The 17419-nt window shown below is 28.5% G+C and carries 13 protein-coding genes and 1 tRNA gene; 8 read left to right on the plus strand and 6 right to left on the minus strand.

The window, feature by feature from the left end; genetic code table 11:
• Positions 1–10: 10 nt before the first annotated feature.
• From ACFQZW_RS07685 to ACFQZW_RS07710, 6 genes are all read left to right on the plus strand, one after another.
• On the plus strand, positions 11–2317 hold the full coding sequence (locus tag ACFQZW_RS07685) for a glycoside hydrolase family 3 N-terminal domain-containing protein (protein WP_386782166.1): 2307 nt from the start codon (positions 11–13) through the stop codon (positions 2315–2317).
• A 299-nt stretch (positions 2318–2616) separates the two neighbouring features.
• Positions 2617–3213 (plus strand): RNA polymerase sigma-70 factor, encoded by a 597-nt coding sequence (locus tag ACFQZW_RS07690; RefSeq protein ID WP_372801019.1) that lies wholly within the window; start codon positions 2617–2619, stop codon positions 3211–3213.
• 80 nt (positions 3214–3293) lie between these two features.
• Entirely contained in the window at positions 3294–4442 is a 1149-nt protein-coding gene (locus ACFQZW_RS07695) for a FecR family protein (RefSeq protein WP_386782168.1), read from the plus strand.
• 93 nt (positions 4443–4535) lie between these two features.
• Positions 4536–8138 (plus strand): SusC/RagA family TonB-linked outer membrane protein, encoded by a 3603-nt coding sequence (locus ACFQZW_RS07700; protein WP_372801015.1) that lies wholly within the window; start codon positions 4536–4538, stop codon positions 8136–8138.
• An 11-nt stretch (positions 8139–8149) separates the two neighbouring features.
• Entirely contained in the window at positions 8150–9679 is a 1530-nt protein-coding gene (locus ACFQZW_RS07705; RefSeq protein WP_386782171.1) for a RagB/SusD family nutrient uptake outer membrane protein, read from the plus strand.
• Positions 9680–9836: 157 nt separating this feature from the next.
• Positions 9837–11225, plus strand: a complete 1389-nt coding sequence (locus tag ACFQZW_RS07710) for a TlpA family protein disulfide reductase (protein ID WP_386782173.1) — start codon at positions 9837–9839, stop codon at positions 11223–11225.
• Positions 11226–11431: 206 nt separating this feature from the next.
• On the opposite strand, the gene ACFQZW_RS07715 is transcribed toward ACFQZW_RS07710, so the two are convergent.
• Positions 11432–11505, minus strand: a tRNA-Met gene (locus tag ACFQZW_RS07715).
• A gap of 126 nt (positions 11506–11631) precedes the next feature.
• Here ACFQZW_RS07715 and ACFQZW_RS07720 point away from each other — a divergent pair.
• Positions 11632–12015: an START-like domain-containing protein gene (locus tag ACFQZW_RS07720; protein WP_298262263.1), complete on the plus strand. Its 384-nt coding sequence runs from the start codon at positions 11632–11634 to the stop codon at positions 12013–12015.
• 83 nt (positions 12016–12098) lie between these two features.
• Positions 12099–12917 carry an aminotransferase class IV gene (locus ACFQZW_RS07725; RefSeq protein ID WP_298287332.1) on the plus strand — a complete coding sequence of 273 codons (819 nt, stop codon included), beginning with the start codon at positions 12099–12101 and terminating at the stop codon, positions 12915–12917.
• On the opposite strand, the gene ACFQZW_RS07730 is transcribed toward ACFQZW_RS07725, so the two are convergent.
• From ACFQZW_RS07730 to ACFQZW_RS07750, 5 genes are all read right to left on the minus strand, one after another.
• Positions 12909–13466, minus strand: coding sequence for a YqgE/AlgH family protein (locus tag ACFQZW_RS07730; protein WP_298262265.1), 558 nt, complete (start codon positions 13464–13466; stop codon positions 12909–12911). The genes ACFQZW_RS07725 and ACFQZW_RS07730 overlap by 9 nt on opposite strands.
• A gap of 97 nt (positions 13467–13563) precedes the next feature.
• Positions 13564–13836: an HU family DNA-binding protein gene (locus tag ACFQZW_RS07735; RefSeq protein WP_298262266.1), complete on the minus strand. Its 273-nt coding sequence runs from the start codon at positions 13834–13836 to the stop codon at positions 13564–13566.
• A 186-nt stretch (positions 13837–14022) separates the two neighbouring features.
• Positions 14023–14967 (minus strand): methionyl-tRNA formyltransferase, encoded by a 945-nt coding sequence (fmt, locus tag ACFQZW_RS07740; RefSeq protein WP_298262267.1) that lies wholly within the window; start codon positions 14965–14967, stop codon positions 14023–14025.
• Positions 14967–16862 carry a RecQ family ATP-dependent DNA helicase gene (locus ACFQZW_RS07745; protein WP_386782178.1) on the minus strand — a complete coding sequence of 632 codons (1896 nt, stop codon included), beginning with the start codon at positions 16860–16862 and terminating at the stop codon, positions 14967–14969. Before ACFQZW_RS07745 ends, fmt begins: the two co-directional genes overlap by 1 nt.
• Positions 16859–17395, minus strand: coding sequence for an ATP-binding protein (locus tag ACFQZW_RS07750; protein WP_298287336.1), 537 nt, complete (start codon positions 17393–17395; stop codon positions 16859–16861). Before ACFQZW_RS07750 ends, ACFQZW_RS07745 begins: the two co-directional genes overlap by 4 nt.
• Positions 17396–17419 lie beyond the last annotated feature (24 nt).

Consider the following 17419-nt stretch of genomic DNA (forward strand, 5'->3'; position numbering starts at 1 on the left):
ACTCTTTCTAATGAAAATATTAATTCAAATAATTATAGTCTTTTTAATATTTACAAGCTGTAATAACCATGAACAAATCGTTGAAACACAAATTAAAATAAGTGAATTTCAAACAGATGAAACAGAACTAAAAATTAAAAAGTTAGTATCAAAAATGACCTTAAAAGAAAAGGCTGGTCAAATGTTAAATATTGGTTTGCCAGCTATTTTAACAGGTGATTACTGGGATGTGAGAGATAGTGCTGTTTTTGATAGTATAAAATTTAAAAAATTTATCATAGATTATGCGGTGGGATCAATCCATAATACACCAGGATATCCAGCTTTTAAAGAAGATTGGCATAGAATTATAAAGAAAATTCAAGATTCGGCGATGCAGCACACTCGATTAAAAATTCCTGTATTATACGGAATTGATAATATTCATGGAGCTAATTATGTTAATGAATCAGTAATATTCCCACATCAAATTGCGGTAGCAGCAACTTGGAATCCTGAATTATCCAAACTTGGAGCTAAAATTACGTCTTACGAATCTAGAGCAGCATCATTACCTTGGAACTTTAATCCGAATGCAGATGTAGCAGTAAATCCACTTTGGGGAAGAATTGCTGAAAGTTATGGTGAAGATCCATATTTAATTTCTGAGATGACAAATGCTTATATTGAAGGCTCTCAGGAAGAAGGGTTACAAAGTCAAATTTCAACAGCAGTATGCGTAAAACATTTTTTGGGTTATGGAGCAGGCAAAAATGGGAAAGATCGTGCCAATGCGTTGATTCCTGAAAATAATTTACGTCAGTATTTTTTACCACCTTTTGAAAAAGCAATTCAAAAAGGTGCTATGGGTGTTATGGTCAGTTCTAATGCTGTAAACGGTATTCCTTGTCATATAAATAAGTATTATATTACTGATATTTTAAAAGAAGAATTAGGTTTTAAAGGTGTTGTAATTTCAGATTTTAGTGATGTTGAATTTTTGGTTGAAGCTCATCAATCTGCTAAAGATATGCGTGAAGCTACTAAATTAGCAGTAAATGCTGGTTTAGATTTATTGATGAATCCATACGACGCTGATATTGTAGATATAATAGTTGAATTGGTTGAAACTGGTGATATATCTATGCGCAGAATTGATGATGCGGTTACACGTATTTTACGTTTGAAATTTTACCTAAACCTTTTTGAAAACCCTTATACTAATCCCAAAGACTATCCAAATGTTGGAAATGAAAAACATATTAAAGCAAACTATCAAATAGCCAGTGAATCAATTACTTTATTAAAAAATAAAGGGAATATTTTACCTCTTACAAAAGCTTCAAAAATAGTTGTTACTGGTTACGCTTCAAATTCTATAAATATATTGAATGGAGCTTGGTCGAGATCATTTTTAGGAAGAGATACCACCTATAACGATTCAAGTAAATTAACAGTAGTACAAGCAATTGAAAAGCATATTGGAGCAGCCAATGTGACATATGTAGAAGGAACTGATTATTTGAACGATGTTAATTCAAATTTAGCAGTTTCTAAAGCAGGTAATGCAGATATAATTATAGTTTGTGTTGGTGAAATTCCTGCTTCTGAAAAGCCTTCAGATATTAATGAACTGGAATTGCCAAGAGTACAACAAGAATTAGTTGAGAAATTAGCTAAAACTGGAAAACCAGTTATTTTAGTGATGGTTCAAGGTCGCCCAAGAATTATTAAAGATATTGAACCTTTAGTTGATGGGATTTTAATGGCTTATTTACCTGGTCAAGAAGGAGGAAGAGCCATATCTGATGTGCTTTTTGGAAAAATTAATCCAAGCGGAAAATTACCATATACGTATCCTAAATATTCTGGAAATGCACTAACCTATTATCACAAAAAAACAGATATAAGAGATGTTAATTGGGGGTATGATGGGTTTTATCCTCAGTTTGAGTTTGGATACGGTTTATCTTATACAACCTTCGAGTACTCAAATTTTCATATAAATAAAGATACTTTATATAGATCAGATCAATTTAATGTTTCAATTGATGTAAAAAATACTGGTAAAATTAAAGGGAAGGAAATTGTTGAGTTGTATTTAAAAGATATGGTTGCTATTTTATCTCCTGATTCTAAAAGATTAATACGTTTTCAAAAAGTAGATTTAGAGGTAGGAGAAAGCAAAACAGTAAATTTCACCCTATCACTAAACGACTTAAAAAGTATTGATATAAACAATAATTGGACGGTAGAAGAAGGTGAGTTTGAACTGCAAATAGGAGGAAACCCATCAGAATTAAAAACTAAGAAAATATTTTTTATTAAAGGAAATTAACTAAAGTTTATAAAGCTTATTTTTTTATTAAAAAATAATATTTACTTAATGTTAATATTTAATAAGTGTAAAAAAATTATTAAACATCTTTATTGTGTTTTAAAACATTATTGGTTAAAATTGCACTTAAATTAATTGAATTTTAAAGAATTCTAATTAATTTATTATTTTTTTAAAATGATAAGTATCGAGTTTTCAAGTGTTTATTTTACTGATTCAATTCAATATTTTTATAAAAAATAATTTCATCAAAAATAAATCTATTAAATACCTACATTTGTTTCCAATTTAATTTTCTAATGCAAAAACCAAAAAAAATTAACCAAAAGTTATTATTAGAAAAGCTCAGCAGAGGTGATGAAACTGCGTTGGTAACTATTTATAAAGAGTATTGGGAAATTATGTATTTGGCTGCATATAATTTGGTGAAGAAAAAAGAAGTTTGTGAAGATATTGTACAAGAAATATTTGTGAGTATTTGGAACAATAGAGAAAATATTAAAATAAACACATCGTTAAAAAGTTATTTGTACACTAGTACAATTTATAAGGTATACGATTATTTTAGAAAAAATAGTAATGTTGTAAAAGTTGAATTATTAGAAAATTTTGATAAAAGAATTCAATCTTCCAACCCAGAAACTAAACTGATACATGCTGAGTTAATGGAATTTGTTGACTCAGTGATTGAAGATTTACCTACAAAGTGCAAAGAAGTTTTTAAATTGAGTAGAGAAGCACAATTAACTCATAAAGAAATTGCACAAAAATTGAACATATCACAAAGAACAGTAGAAGGTCATATTGCAAAAGCGCTTAAAATTTTGAGATCTTCTTTAGGCAATGCTGTTTCATTAGAGATGGTAATGTTTATATTTCACGATTTATTACCATAAATAAAAAAAAATCATTTCCAAGTAGGTGTGGTCGTAAGTTTTTTCGACATATATAGTAATATACTTCAGAGATAGAGGAAATGAGCTTAAAAGATAGAAAAAAATTAGCTGAATTAATTGAGAAACTTATTAAAGGTAAGGCTTCTAAAAATGAAATTATAAGTCTTTATAATTTTTTCTTAAGTCATCAAACAATTTTTAAATGGCCGAAAGAATTTGAGAATAAAGAACTGGTTGAAAAAGAAATTTTCAATAAAATTCAAAAACAAGCTAAGATAGGTCCATATAAAGAAAGTAAACTTTCAAAACTAAGAAGTTTAAATTTCATTAAATACGCCGCTGTACTAGTAATTTTTATTTCAGTTTGTTATTTTATTTTTAATAATGAAGAAACTAATAAAACCAATATTGTAATTGAAAATAATATTGAAATAGGTACAGATAAAGCTACGCTTACCTTAGAGGATGGTTCAAATATAGTTTTAGAAAAAGGTAAAACCTACAAAAAGGAAAATATAAAAAGTGATGGAGAGAAAATAGTTTACGAAGCTTCCCAATCAGAACCAGTTCCAAAATTAACTTATAATTTTTTAACAGTCCCAAAAGGAGGGCAATTTTATATTGATTTAGAAGATGGAACAAAAGTTTGGTTAAATGCAGATTCTAAATTAAAGTACCCAATTAAATTTATAGATGGTCAGCCTAGAGATGTAGAATTGTTGTATGGAGAGGCCTATTTCATTGTGTCGCCTAGTACAAAACATCATGGAGATAAGTTTAGAGTAATTTCAAATCATCAAGAAATTGAAGTTTTAGGAACTGAGTTTAATATTAAGGCTTATCAAAATGATAATGTTGTTGAAACAGTTCTTGTTGAAGGAAAAATAAATGTTGATATTAATAATGAAAATAAAATTTTACTTCCAAATCAACAATTAAAGTATTCCAAGCTAACCAATACTTCCGAAATCAATACCGTAAATGCATTATACGAAACAGCTTGGAGGTTTGGGTATTTTAAATTTTATAAAAAATCATTTTTTGAAGTTTCAAAAGTTTTAGAAAGATGGTATAATGTGAAGATTGTATTTGAAAAAAATGAATTAAAAGATTTTAAAATTACTGGAGTATCTAGTAAACATCAAAATATAGAAAACTTTTTAAAAACCTTAAAAAACACAAATAATATAACTTATGAAATAAAAGAAGATATAATTTATATAAAATAAAAATAAAAGGGATGAAGTAGTTGTCGCCAAACAGAGAACTTCATCCCAAAGTTCGATCAATTAACAATTATTAATTAACCAAAAAGCAAATTTATGGAAATTAAATTTACTAACACAATTCCATTACAATGGAAACACTTGATTAAATTCATTATGAAAACATTCATCCTATTATTTTGCTCTGTTGTTTTTGCGTTATCACCAAAAAAAAGTATTTCGCAAAACTCTAAGATTAAAGTAGCTAACAGTACAACGGTTACTGTAGATGAAGTATTTAGTTTAATAGAAGAACAAACTGAATATCATTTTGTTTATGGAGCAGAGTTATTTAAAAATGCACCAATGGTGCAACTTAAAAAGGGTACTATTAGTACACAAAAATTATTAGAAAGCTGTTTAGTTAAAACGGTTTTTACGTATGATTTTACTGAGGATAATACAATTGTACTCAAAAGAAAACCCGAGTTTGTTGGTACTCAGTTAGTTGAAATGCCTCAACACACTATTTCTGGAACTGTAACTGATAAAGAAGGAAATCCTTTACCAGGTGTAAATGTTTTGGTAGGTCCTAAAGATAGTAAAACTGTTAGAGGTATTGCTACAGATTTTGATGGAAAGTATAGTATCAAAGTTTTAAAAGGTGAAGTTATAAAATTTTCATATTTAGGCTTTGCAACACAAGAATTTACGATTGAAGATCAATCAGTGTTAAATGTTATATTATTAGAGGATGTAAGTGATTTAGCTGAAGTTGTAGTTACGGGGTTTCAAAAAATATCTAAAGAAAGAGTTACTGGGTCTTATGAAAAAATAGATCAAACACAACTGGAAAAACCTGCCGCTGATATTTCTGAAAGATTAGTTGGGATGGTTGCAGGTCTTCAAAGTACTGTTAATTCAGATGGTTCAATTGATTTTGAAATTAGAGGTCAGTCAAGTTTATATGCCGATCAGCAACCATTAGTGGTGTATGATGGTTTTCCTATTGAAGGAGGATTTAATTCTATTAATCCTAATGATGTTGAATCTATTACAATATTAAAAGATGCAGCAGCTGCTTCAATTTGGGGAGCAAAATCTGCAAATGGAGTAATAGTAATTACAAGTAAAAAAGCAGAGAAAGGAAAAACAAATATTTCAATTTCTTCATTTTTAAGAGCATCTAGTAAGTTAGATTTAGATTATGTAGTTGGTTTGGCTTCAAGTTCAGATATTATAGATTATGAACAAAAAGCTTTTGATTCTAACTTTTTTGGAAGCCCATTTGGTGGTCCTCCATCAATAGATCCATTAGATTTAGATCCATTTTCTCAAGCTATTACAGCAATGAATAATGCTCGTTTAGGAATTATTTCAAATTCAGATAGGGATGCAATATTAACAAAATTAAGAGGTATAAATAACGAGAGTCAAATTAAGAAGCATTTGTTACAAGCTCCAATAACAAAACAAACAAATATTAAAATTTCAGGAGGAAATGATAAAATGTTGAATAGTCTTTCGTTATTATATGAAGATAGCAAAGATTATTTTATTGGAAATAAGGTTAGTAAATACTTAATTAATTTTTCAAACAGTATTAAAGTTACAGAAAAATTAAAGTTTGATTTTTCTAGTATGCTTCAATTTAATGATAATACTAGAAATGGTATTGGACTTTCTACTTTCAATTCAATGTCACCATTTGATAATTTAGTGAATGAAGATGGTAGTTTGGTTGATATGTCACATTTACATTATTATCAGCCAAATTTCACTCAATTTGTTCCTACAGAATTGTTCCCATATTCGGATTGGTCATATAACCCAATCACAGAAATTAAAAGTAGAGACTTATCTACAAAGAGAATGAATGCAAGAATTCAAACGGGTTTAACACTGGATATTATTGATGGATTGACAGTAAGCTCTAAATTTCAATATGAGGCAAATAATTCTGATATTGATAATTATTATAGTGACAAATCATTTACGGTAAGGCAATTTATTAATGAAACATCTTCTCCAGATTGGTTAGATGGAAATGCTCCAAAACCACTTGTTCCAAATGGAGGAATTTTAAGACAATCAGAAATAAATATTACAGCTTATAATTTTAGAAATCAATTAAATTTTGATAGAGTTTTTGAAGATAAACATGCAGTAAATTTAGTGGTTGGTTCAGAAATATCTAATAGAATAACTAAATATACAAGTAACCCAGATGCTTTTGGATATAATAGTGAAACACTTGCTACTAGCCAGCTTTTAGGAGATTACAAAAAAGTAAACCTTTGGGATTATTTACCAGGTGTTTATGCTCCTTACTTTTATCCTTTTAGTTTTAGACCTATACATTCTTTTAGTGAAGGAACTACGAGATTATTTTCTATGTATGGAAATTTAGGATATACCTATGATAATAAATATACCATTACGGGAAGCTATAGAACAGATGCTTCTAACTTAATTACCGACGATCCTAAATATAGATACAATCCATTTTGGTCAGTTGGTTTTGGATGGCAGTTAGGGAAAGAAGAATTTTTGAGTCATATTAATTGGATAGACAGACTTAATGTAAGAGGTACTTATGGTGTAAATGGAAATATTGATAGATCTACTTCGTTTAAACCGTTAATCAATATCTTTGGTTCATTAGATGATATAACTCAAGAAAGTGAAGCAGGTATTTCAAGTTTTGGAAACCCTACTTTACGTTGGGAGAAGACAAAGTCTTTTAACTTAGGAATTGATTTTTCTATTTTGCAAGGAAATCTAAATGGAACCTTAAATGTATATAATAAAAAAGGTTCAGATTTGATTGTAAACCAGTCAATTGCATCAGTAAACGGTACAACAACTCAAAAGTTTAACAATGGAGAAATGTTAAATAAAGGGTTTGAGATAGAATTAGGAACTTCTCAATCAATTATTGGAGAAGATGTGAAGTGGAGAGGAAGTATAAATTATTCACATAATAATAATGAAATTACAAGCTTCTTTAAAACAGATTATAGACAATATGATTTATACTATGGACCAACAACATCATACGTAGAAGGTCATGATGCAAATACATTGTGGTCTTTTGTGTATGCAGGGATGCATAATTTTGGCACCGATGCTAATCCAATTATGAAGCCTTCAATTTATGGTGAAAATGGTGATAAAGTTGGACTTACATCTTGGGCTCCAGGAAATGCAGTAAATTATATGGAAGATCAAGGTAGTTTGGTTGCCCCAACAAATATTGGAATGAGAAACACATTTAAAATATATGATTTCGATTTCTCATTTATTGTAACTGCAAAGTTTGGACATGTGTTTAGAAGACAGAGTTTTAATTATCCAAGTATGTCTGGAGGAGTAACACCTTTAAATAGGCAATATAGTGAAGTAGCTAATGGTGATCCAAACAAAATTATTCCAATTCCTGAAACAGAGGGTAGATATTATTTTTATGATCGTTTTTACCCATACATGAGCTATTTAACAGAAGACGCTTCACACATAAGGTTTCAAGAGGTGAATTTAACGTATAATGTACCAACAAAATTTATTGATAAAATTGGTTTAAATTCAGCTAGAGTTTATACACAAGCTAATAATCTTGGAACCATTTTATTTAATGATTTTGGTGAAGATCCTGAATACCCAAGAGGTACTATTAAGCCGCAAACAACAGTTACGTTTGGAGTTCAATTAAATTTTTAAAATAGAAACACATGAAAAATTTTAAATATATAATATTATTAATTTTAATAGTAAACTTAGTAGCAAGTTGTAATGATTTTTTAGATGAAGAACCATCAAAATCTACAGCTACTGTCCCTGATAAATTAGAACATTTAGAAGCACTACTTAATAACTATGGTGAGTTTTATAGTGAACCAGCCTCCGAGTTAATTTTTTCAACAGATGACTATGGTTTTATAACTGATTTATATGATGCTTCAACGAGCTCATACAGTCTTACTTCATTACAATATGGTACATGGGACAAAGAATATTTACCAAATACCAATAGACCTTATTGGCCACGTGAATGGGAGAAAATTTTTACCGCAAATTTAGTAATGCAAAATTTAGGAAGTGTTGCAGGAGAGGATACTGAAAAGAAACAAATTAAAGCAGAAGCACATTTTATTAGAGCCTATAGCTATTTTCAATTAGCAAACATTTATTGTTTACCTTATACAGAAGGAAATAAGCAAGAGCTAGGACTTCCAATAAAAGAAACTACCAGTTTTGAAGAAAGCATGGAAAGAGTAAGTTTAGAGGATACTTGGAAATTTATTGAATCTGACTTAAATAAAGCTTTAGAATTAACACGTTCTTTTACTCAAGTAAATGATTTAAACCGTACTTGGAGAGCAAGTACAGCTGCGGTAAATGGTTTTGCGGCACGTTATTATTTAGCATTAAATGATTATGAAAAAGCTCAATCTTATGCTCAAGAAGCATTAAATGAATATGACTTTTTAAGAGATTATAATACAGATATGAGTTTTTCTAATGCACCTACGCAAGTAACTATATTTAATCCTGAGCCTACTCAAGTGAGTATTGATTTTCCATATACACATGATTCACAAGAAGCTGATTTAATGTTAGCTTGGGGAGAATCGTATTACTTTAGAGCGTTATCAAATGGCTCTTGGAAATATTGGCCATCTGAAGAGTTATTATCACTTTATAATCAAACCTATGATTTAAGGTTTAAATACCATATGGTTGAAGGATATTCATACGAACAAGCAAATGCTGTAGATCCTCCTTACAATTACCCAGGTTATGTTTTCTTTCATAGATCAGACATCTTAAGTGGTCCATCAGTACCAGAAATGTTATTAATTTTAGCTGAATGCCAAGTTAGAACAGGAGCATATACACAAGGTATTCAAACAATCAATCAATTAAGGGCAAGTAGAATGGATGCGTCTGCACCTTCAGAAATAATTAATTTAAGTGCCGCTTCACAAGCAGAAGCTTTAGTGAAAGTTTTAGAAGAGCGAAGAAGAGAAATGCCTTTTGTACATAGATGGTATGATATTAGACGCTATAATAACAATGAAGATAGCTCAGATGATGTTGTTGTAACTAGAACTTTTTACCCTTATAATGGAAGTTCAATTTTAGGAGCAGAAACACCTGTAAATTTTTCATTAGAAAAAAACTCAAGAAGGTATGCTAATCCACTACCTGATACCGATATTATAGCCTCGGACAATGTTTTAAAACAAAATACTTATTAAGCTGAGTTTCATTTGGTTTCACTGGTGTTTTTGTTAGCGCCAGTGAAACTTTTTTAATTAAGCTTAAATTTATAGCATTCAAATTATTGTATTTTTTTCAACAAAAAAATTCTTTTTAAAAGAGGTGTTGAACTAATTAATTTTTAAAAATTTTTATATGAATTTTAAATCTTTAATTCTTTTGTTTGGTGTAGTTATTTTTACAATTTCTTGTAAGGATTCAGCTAATAAAGATAAAAAATCTAAAAAAGTGACTCTAGTTGGAACGGTAGCCAATTATGAACAAGATACTTTATATTTAAAAAATATAACAGCTAAAAATACCTTATATAAAGATATTGTTTATGCTATTCCTTTAATAAATAAAACAAATTTTAATTTTACCTTCGACCTAGAAGAACCAAACTATTTTCAATCTGGTAGAACTTTTTTTTATTTAACTCCAGGCGATAGTTTAGTTGCAAATATTGATACTAAAGGAAGAGATTTAGCCTCATTTACAGGAAAAGGAGCTGAAGCTAATAATTTTTTAAGAAAATTGCCGTATCCAAAAGGAGGTTCTTACTGGGGAAATAAAGAGTTGTCAGCAAATATTAAGTCTTATAAAGACATGCCAGAGACTTTTAAAATAGTTGTAGAGGATCGTTTAAATGTTTTAAAGTCACTCACTAATGTTTCTGATGAATTTAAACGTTTAGAGAGTTCTCGTATTAATTTTGATTATGTAAATACCTTGAAATCTACTACATATCTTTATTATTATAAATTGAGATCAGGAGATATTACAGAAGAGCAATATAATACCTTAACCCAAGAAGCTTCAGAATATTTAACACCATTTATGGAGTCTTATTTAAAAGATTTTAATAGTACAGATTATTTACAACTAGAAGTCTTTCAATCAATTTTATATTATTTAAAAGATGATTCATTTAGAGCTAAACTTAATTTGCCTGAATTAAGCGAAGAATTAAAGGAATATATTGTTACAGGCAATTTGATTTCAGAATTCTCTAAAGAAGGTTATTCAAAAGCTTTTAAAGAAAAATTAAATCAAGAAAAAAGTAAAATTAAGAATCAGGAATATATAAATGCAATTGAATTTAAAGAGAAAGAATATGAAGCTATAACTGAGGGGAGTCCAGCATCTGATTTAAAATTTAATAAGTTGGATGGAAGTACTGTTAATTTAAGTGATTATAAGGGAAAAGTTGTAGTTATTGATTTATGGGCAACTTGGTGTGGCCCTTGTATGGCTGAAAAGCCATCTTTTGAGGCTTTAGAAGAAAAATTTCATAATAATGATAATGTAGAATTTATTTCACTTTCTATAGATACAGAAAAAACTTGGAAAAAATATTTTGAAAAGAATGAAGTAAAAGGGAATCAGCTTCAAATATATAGAAATGAGCTTTCAGATTATATGGTTGTTAGTATCCCACGTTTTTTTGTAATTGATAAAGATCAAAAAATTGTGGATGTATTTGCTCCTTGGCCATCGTCTGGTAAACTTGAAGAAATGATTAATAATATTTTAAATAAGTAACTTGTAAATATAAAGCATTATTTTATTAATACTAGCTTTTATATTATTGCTATGAGGAAAATTGCAAAATGAATGGTAGCCTACAAAAATGAACATTTAACTTTTTAAATAAAAAATAAGTTTTTAATATCTAAAGTATTGTTTGTTTTAAATTTAAAAAGCGATTTAGGAAACCCTAAATCGCTTTTTTTAATAGTGTAATTTTGTAGCGTGATGCAGAATTGAACTGCAGACCTCCGGGTTATGAATCCGACGCTCTAACCAACTGAGCTACCACGCCATTTATTGAGGGTGCAAATATAAAAATAAATAATTTGATGCAGCAAATTTATTGACTAATTTTTTTAATAATTTAAATTTTTTTTAAATAGAATATTTATATATATTGTGCTTTTAAAATGAGAATATGTCTACAAAAGTAAAATTTGAAATTGAGTTTCCTATACACGCATCACCTCAGATGTTATACCAATATTTCGGAACCCCTTCTGGACTTTCAGAATGGTTTGCTGATAATGTAAATTCACGCGGAGAAATATATACGTTTATTTGGGATTCTTCTGAAGAAAAAGCTAAAGTTCTACAAGAACGGCCAGGTGAAAAAATTAAATTTAAATGGTTAGAAGATGGAGATGATAAAACTTTTTTTGAATTTCGTATTGAAGTAGATGAAATTACTAAAGACGTTTCTTTAATTGTTACAGATTTTTCAGAAGAAGATGAAATTGAAGAATCTAAAATGTTTTGGGAAAATCAAATCAATGAATTAAAACATACAATAGGAGCTTAGTTTATAGCGAGTTATTAAAAATAAAAAACCTTGAATTTATTCAAGGTTTTTTTTATGTAAATTTGCCTCTTAAAATAGAGGTAATGATAAATTTTAATGGTAGTTTTTTAGAAAAATCAACAACTTTTTTTAATGCTGAAAATAGAGCTTTTAAATATGGAGATGCGTTGTTTGAAACAATTAAAGTATTTAATTCTAGAGTTGTGTTTTTAGAAGACCACTATTTTAGGTTAATGGCTTCGATGAGAATGCTTCGAATGGAGATTCCTATGTCATTTACGTTAGATTTTTTTGAATCAGAAATTTTAAAAACTGTTAGAGAGAATAAGTTAACCAATGCAAGAGTAAGAATAATAGTTTACAGAGGTAATGGAGGTTTGTACACTCCTATTAATAATTCAGTACAATATTTAGTTGAAGCTTCAATGTTACAAGTTGAAAAAAAAGCAAGCTATACAGTTGATTTATTTAAAGATTATTATTGCTATTCGGGGTTACTATCAACAATAAAAACCACTAATAAACTGACAAATATTTTGGCAAGTATATACGCTTCAGAAAATAATTTAAATAATTGCATTTTATTAAACGAAAGAAAATTTGTTGCTGAAGCAATTAATGGAAATATTTTTATAGTAGTAGATAACAAGATAAAAACACCTCCAATTACTGAAGGGTGTGTTAAGGGAATTGTTAGAAAAAAACTAATTGATATACTTTCTAAAAATCCAAATTATAATTTAGAAGAAACACCTATTTCGCCATTTGAGTTGCAAAAAGCAAATGAAGTTTTTATAACAAATACAATTATAGGAATTCAGTCTGTAACAAAATACAAAAAAAGTAATTATAAAACGGAAGTAGCAGATGAACTAAAAGAAGAACTAGAAGTTTTAATTTAAAGCTGGGTTTTTTGGAGCGTTTGCCCAAATTTGGTATTCACCACCAAATGTTAATAATTGATTTTTCCATATATCATTACTGTTAACTTTAAATAAGTTAGGGTATTTATTATTAACAACAACCCAAGTAGCTTCTCTAAGTTCTTCATCTAGTTGAGTAATTGACCAGCCAGTATATCCTAAAAAAAATCTAATATCTGTTGCTTCAATTTCTTTTGAATTTAATAATTCAGTGAGTACATCAAAATCTCCTCCCCAATAAATATTTTTATCAATTTTTATGCTATTTGGAATTAGATGAGGCACTTTATGCATAAAATACAAATTTTCCTGTTCAACAGGTCCTCCATGAAATATCGTATAATCAATATTAATTTCAGGAATTAAATCTTTTAAAACAAAATCGGTTGGTTTGTTCAATATAAAACCAATACATCCATCTTTATTATGTTCAGTTAAATAGATAACAGATCTATTAAATTCTTTGTCATTTAGAATAGATGGTTCTGCAACAAGTAATTTTCCTTTTGATGGATTAAGCTCTAACATACAATTACCTTTGTTTAAATATAGTAATTTTTATCTAAAAAAAAAACTCTCTAATAAGTTAGAGAGTTTTAAAAATAATAAGATGTCGTCTTATTTATTAGTTAACTGCGTCACTAAATCCAGCACCTGCTTTAAATTTTACAACGTTTTTAGCTGCAATTTTAATAGTTTTTCCAGTTTGAGGGTTTCTTCCAGTTCTAGCTGCTCTTTTAGAGATAGACCAAGTTCCCCATCCTACTAATGCAACTTTTCCACCTTTTTTAAGTGTGTTTGTTACATTTTCTGTTAATGATTCTAGAGCTGCTTTTGCTGCTGCTTTTGTGATGCCAGCATCAGCTGCCATAGCATCAATTAAATCTGATTTGTTCATAATTTAAATATTAAATTAATTGGTTAAACATTTTTTTCTTTTAAATGCTTAACAAAGTTATACGGAATAAGGGTTTGTGCAAGTTTTTATTAAAAAAAGTACCTCTTTTGTTAATAAATGTATCTAAATGTTAATAACCTTGAGGCTTTTTATATAAATAAGCTGTAAGCCCTTTAAAATATGGGTTTATTTAAACATTGCATTTTTATGAAAAGTAAATCCATTTAATAAGCTTTTACTATCCATTTTTCGTTTACCAGCAATTTGAAGAGATTCAATTATTAAATAACCTTCATTTACGGCAACTTTAATATCATTTTTAGAAATAACTAAAAAACCTGTTTTGTGTTGATGATGAATGATTTCTTTTTTTACATCAAAAATTTTGACTTTAATTTCTTCACCATTATTAATAAGGGTTGTCCAAGCAGCAGGATATGGATTCAATCCACGTATTAAATTATAAATATTTGTCAAATAATCATTCCAATTGATATGGCAGGTTTCATTAAATATTTTGGGTGCAGGTTTTTCTTCTGCAGTTGGTTGCTTTTTTGTGGTTACATTTCCTTTTTCTATTAATTGAACGGTTTTAACAACCAATTGACTTCCAATATTCATTAATTTATCATGCAATTCTCCAACTGTTTCTTCTTCTTGAATATTGGTTTCTTCTTGTAAAATAATATGACCAGTGTCAATTTTTTCATCAATAAAAAAAGTAGTAACTCCAGTTTTAGTTTCACCATTAATAATTGCCCAATTTATTGGTGCTGCTCCTCTATAATTAGGTAATAGTGATGCATGTAAGTTAAAAGTTCCGTATTTTGGTAATTGCCAAATCTGTTTAGGTAACATTCTAAATGCAACAACTATTTGTAAGTTTACACTTAAAGCTTTTAATTCATTAAGAAAATCATCGCTTTTTAAATTTGTAGGCTGTAGTAACTTTAAATTATGTGCAATTGCATATTTTTTCACTGCAGATTCATTTAGCTTTCTTCCTCTACCTGCAGGTTTATCAGGTGCTGTAATTACGCCAACAATATTAAAATTAGCTTTTATAAGTGCATCTAATGTTGCAACAGCAAAATCAGGAGTTCCCATAAATACAATTCTCAAATCTTTCATTAAAAGTTACTTTTAAATTTATTTTGCGAAGTTATGGTTATTTTATTTTTTTCTAATAATATTTTTAGTGAATTTAAAACTTCGGTTTCGGAGTACTTTAATTGGGTAACTAGTTCTTTTGAGGATAAAGGATGGTGTTTTAAAAGCTCAATTATTTCTTGAATAATATCTTTTACGGAACTAGGTTTAGTAGTTTTTGTTTTACATACGTCGCATTGACCACAAGGTGTTGAACTAGTTTCATCAAAATAAGCTAATAACTGAATGTTTCTACAGGTTTTAATATTTCTTATATATGCTATCGTTGCATTTAATTTATCAAATTTTACTTGATTTCGTTTTTGAATACTTTTTGAAATACTATTTATGGTGTAATCATCTTCTCGTGCAACTAAAAATAACAATTTAGAACTATTATCTTCAAAAAGATACTCAACAATTCCATAGGAATTTAAATCGTTTAAATGATTGACAACATCACTTTTATTGATTGTTAGTTTTTTAGCTAAATTAAATTCATTTATTATAGTATGGTGTTCTGAAATTCCACCGTAACTTCTTAAAATTAATTTAATTAGTTCTCCTTTTACAGGATGCTCATTTATATAATGAATTAATTGTTTACTGCTAATTATAAATTTTAACGTTGATCTTTTACTGTAATTTTCATCTAAAATTAAAATACTCTCTTTTTCTAAAATTTTAATAGCATTATAAGTTTGCAATAAGTTTAATTGGTAGGTATGACAAAATTCTTGAAGTGTAAAATTAAATGGGGTTGTTGGTGTTTCACCTAAAGCAACTTTATAATATTGATTTAAATGTGAATATACTTTTTTAACAAATTTTACAGAAGCTATGGTGCTTTCAAATTTTGAAGTTGTTTCAAAAAGTTGTGTGTTGTTTGTTAAAAGGATAGAGTATGCTTTTTCTCCATCTCTTCCAGCTCTTCCAGCTTCTTGGATAAAATTTTCTAAACTATTAGGAATATTTATATGAATAACTGCTCTTACATTAGGTTTGTCAATGCCCATTCCAAAAGCATTGGTTGCCACCATTACAGGAGTTTCATCATTCATCCATTTAGAAAAGGCTTCATTTTTTTCTAAAAATGATAAACCACCATGGTAAAAACTACTTTTAAATTTATTGATCTGTAGAAGATTACTAATTGTTTTGGTTTGTTTTCTACTGTTGGTATAAATAATACTTGAACCACTTAGTTTTTTTAAAATTTGAAGTAATTTACCATAAATATCTTCGGTAAAAAGAACACTATAACTTAAATTTTTTCTTTGAAATGATTTTTTAAAAACGGTGGCGTTGGGTATTTCTAGTTGTAATTGAATATCTTCCAATACTCTTTTTGTTGCGGTAGCAGTTAAGGCTATAAATGGTGTTTTGGGATGTAATTTTTTTAAAACCTTTAATTGAAGATAAGAAGGTCTAAAATCATGTCCCCATTCAGATATGCAATGGGCTTCATCTATTGCAAATAATGAAACCTGAAGTTGTTTGATTTTTTCTTGAACAAAACTAGATTGTAATTTTTCAGGAGACAAGTATAAAAATTTATACCCTCCAAACTGCAGATTGTCAAAAGCTACAATTACTTCTTCTTGTGTAAGTTGTGAGGTTAAAGCAATAGCCTTAATGTTTTTTTCTTTTAAACTATTTACTTGGTCTTGTATAAGTGCAATTAAGGGGGAAATTACAATACAAACTCCTTCTAAAATCATAGCAGGAACTTGATAACATAAAGATTTACCACCTCCTGTGGGCAATAAAACTAATGTATCTTTACCATCTAAAACATTGTTAATTATTGTTTGTTGTGGAGTTCTAAATTCGTTATAATTCCAATATTTTTTTAATATGTGTAAAGGTGTATTCATTGTTTAATACACGCTAAAATAAAATCGGTTCTTTTGGTTACCGTTCCAGTTGGAACTTCAATAATGTTGTAATTTAATTCTTTGTAAGTTCTTTCTAAATGGTTATGTATAGCTAAGGCTTGTTCAAAATTTTCATAACGTTCGTTATCCGATATGTAAATATCTTCCCAAGGAGGCATTAAAAAAATATAATTATAGCGGTATAAATTACTTTTGTGAATGTAAGTTTTAGGATAATCAATACTAATATAATTCATATAAGCATGTACATCTGGAATTCCTCTATCAAAAAAAACGATATCATTATTTTTGATTTCAGCATCGGTATATTGATGAATACGACCCTCTAAAAGCATTTCACTAAAAAGTAGAGGTTTGGTCAAAAATAATTGTTCAATACCTTTTTTACGTGCATTTAAAGTAACTTCTCTAGAAATTTCTGGCATACACAAAAAATTACGTCTTGCTAATTCTTCAATTACAGTTGATTTTCCAGTGCCAGGACCTCCAGTAATGACTATTTTCTTTTGCATAACACAAAAATAAGGTATTCGTTA

It is taken from the genome of Lutibacter aestuarii (assembly GCF_042676885.1).
Classification (GTDB): domain Bacteria; phylum Bacteroidota; class Bacteroidia; order Flavobacteriales; family Flavobacteriaceae; genus Lutibacter; species Lutibacter aestuarii.